Source organism: Polaromonas sp. P1_G2 (assembly GCF_056405515.1).
The window spans coordinates 1-2,079 of record NZ_JBFUBY010000457.1 but is presented as its reverse complement, the minus strand read 5'-3'; the positions used below and the strand labels follow the sequence as shown (position 1 = coordinate 2,079).

Annotated in this window: 2 protein-coding genes; both read left to right on the top strand. The window is 57.6% G+C overall.

Features of this window, described 5'->3' with window-relative positions; genetic code table 11:
• The first annotated feature begins 1,057 nt into the window (after positions 1–1,057).
• Entirely contained in the window at positions 1,058–1,705 is a 648-nt protein-coding gene (locus AC1D0P_RS25140; RefSeq protein WP_477679227.1) for a transcription elongation protein SprT, read from the top strand.
• 10 nt (positions 1,706–1,715) lie between these two features.
• Positions 1,716–1,913 (top strand): hypothetical protein, encoded by a 198-nt coding sequence (locus AC1D0P_RS25135; protein WP_477679226.1) that lies wholly within the window; start codon positions 1,716–1,718, stop codon positions 1,911–1,913.
• Positions 1,914–2,079 lie beyond the last annotated feature (166 nt).

The following is a 2,079-nucleotide window of genomic DNA, read 5'->3' as shown; positions in this document are numbered from 1 at the left end:
GACCGGTAGCTCGATTTCCTGCGCGTCGGGCGTCAGGGCGTCCACACTGATCAACATAAATGTGCCCCTGTCTTGCATATCCACCCGCGGGAACGACCAGCGGGCTGCGGTTGCCTTGACAAAAGCGGTGGCCACCTTTTCGGCGACTTCGGGGTGGAAAGCGGGAATAGTCATAGGAGTATTCGGTTTGGAGGATGCTGTAACTGAATGTTTCCATAATGACGCGCGCCGCGCTTTTCGTCACTGCCCTGAAAAAGGTTTTCAAATGGTACCGGGAATAGTTCCGGGGAATAGTTCCGGTTTTTTTGGTCTGTTTGTTGCTGAGGGGCTTGGGAATCCCCTTGGCGGCCAAAAGCATCAGTTGCGGGCTTAACCGGAAATTGGCTTGCGCACAGCAATAACCTGGGCAGCCGGCATGCGTGCTGGCCGTAGGACTTGCTGTCGAGTGAGAGAGTGTCAGCGCACTGTGGTGCGGTTACGGCGCCAGGCCGAACCGGAGGTGCACTGTTGGCGGGGCTGAACTTGTGCCACGCAAGTGGCGGAAGCGGTGGCTTACGAACAACACACTAAGGCCCGGAACGCCCGGGCTTTTTTCTTTTGCCGCTCAATATTGGCCGGTTTTCCGCTCGAAATCACGAGAACAAACGTCGCAGAGGGTTTCGAACTTTGGGTGAGGCCTTCGGCACGGTGCTATGGCTTCGCCACTGAGCCATGAGTACATGTCTCAGCCCATCCGGGTAACGCCCCTCTCACRACAGCGCGTCTTTCCCCCGCCGCGCCCACCATTTCCCTGAGTTCCCGCGCCATTCCTCCGGAAGCCTGCCCCAGGCCTGTCACGGCTGCGCGGGGCATTCATAAAGCTTTCAGATGGCGCTTCGCGCTAGTCGCTTTACAAACCTTCCCCGCACATCCGCGCCATTCCTGGTGCCGTCATCCTCCGGGCGCAGGAACTCAGGGAAACGGTGACAGATGTTCGCTCTCTGGTGGAAAGACCAGAACCCCAATTCGGGGAGGGCGAGAAATCTAGGGACCCGGTAACTTTTAAAGGAGCGACGACATGGCGAAACGACAGATCAGCGAACCAAGCACCACCGCACTGCGGGAGCAATGGCTACACGCACTAGCCACCAAGATGAAACCGATCATCGACGCGAAAGCAGGCATCAAAATCCCAGCTTACCGCGTCGCGTGCGGCTTTCCGAGCAAGGGCGGTGAACTGGGCAAGAAAACCAGGGTGCGCGGCCAGTGTTGGAGCGCGGCCGCAAGCGACGATCTGCACGCGGAGATCTTCATATCTCCAGTCGAGGACGACGCGGACAAGATAGCGGCGATCCTGGCTCACGAGCTGATCCATGCGGCGCTCCCCCTTGCAGGTCACAAGCGCCCGTTTCAGGTGGCGGCGGCAAAGATCGGCCACACGAAGCCGTTCACCACCAGCGAACCCACCGAAGAGTTCATGCTGTGGGCGGCCCCACTGATTAGCGCTGTAGGCGCGTATCCGCACAAGCGTTTAAACGCTTTGGTGCAGGTCGGCGAGAAGAAAAAGCAGGGCGCACGCATGCTCAAGTGCGAGTGCGAAGAATGCGGCTACACGGTGCGGACCACTCGCAAATGGCTGGATGAGGCGGGCGCACCGATCTGCCCGAGAAAAGGCCATGGAAGAATGACGAGCGAGGCCGATGAAGACGGCGGCGACGAATCGTAACGGGTAACGTATGCCCAGACCACGCAAATACGCAAGCGACGCCGAGCGCGTTGCAGCCTACCGCGCCAGGCACGAGCTCGTGACACTTTCCGTCGACGTGCCGGCGGAAATCGTCGCCGGCATCGAGGAATACATGAGGTTCAAGAACCTCACGAAAGCCGCGGTGATTACGAAGCTGGTTAAAACACAGCTACTGCGCAAACGATAACGACGAACAAATTGAATTTCCTCATTCCAGGCGGTGCGAAATTCACTTCAGCTACTTCGCCTCATATGTCTAATCTGGTCGCGCATTGTTTTTGAACGAAATGCTTTTGACAAAACACACCCGGTCGCATCAAAAATCTTCATCATCGTAAAGATGAGCATGACAC

What these genes read in the sequence shown, in the direction of transcription:
- AC1D0P_RS25140 (WP_477679227.1), top strand. Translation starts at nt 1,058, where the DNA reads ATGGCGAAACGACAGATCAGCGAACCAAGCACCACCGCACTGCGGGAG.
- AC1D0P_RS25135 (WP_477679226.1), top strand. Translation starts at nt 1,716, where the DNA reads ATGCCCAGACCACGCAAATACGCAAGCGACGCCGAGCGCGTTGCAGCC.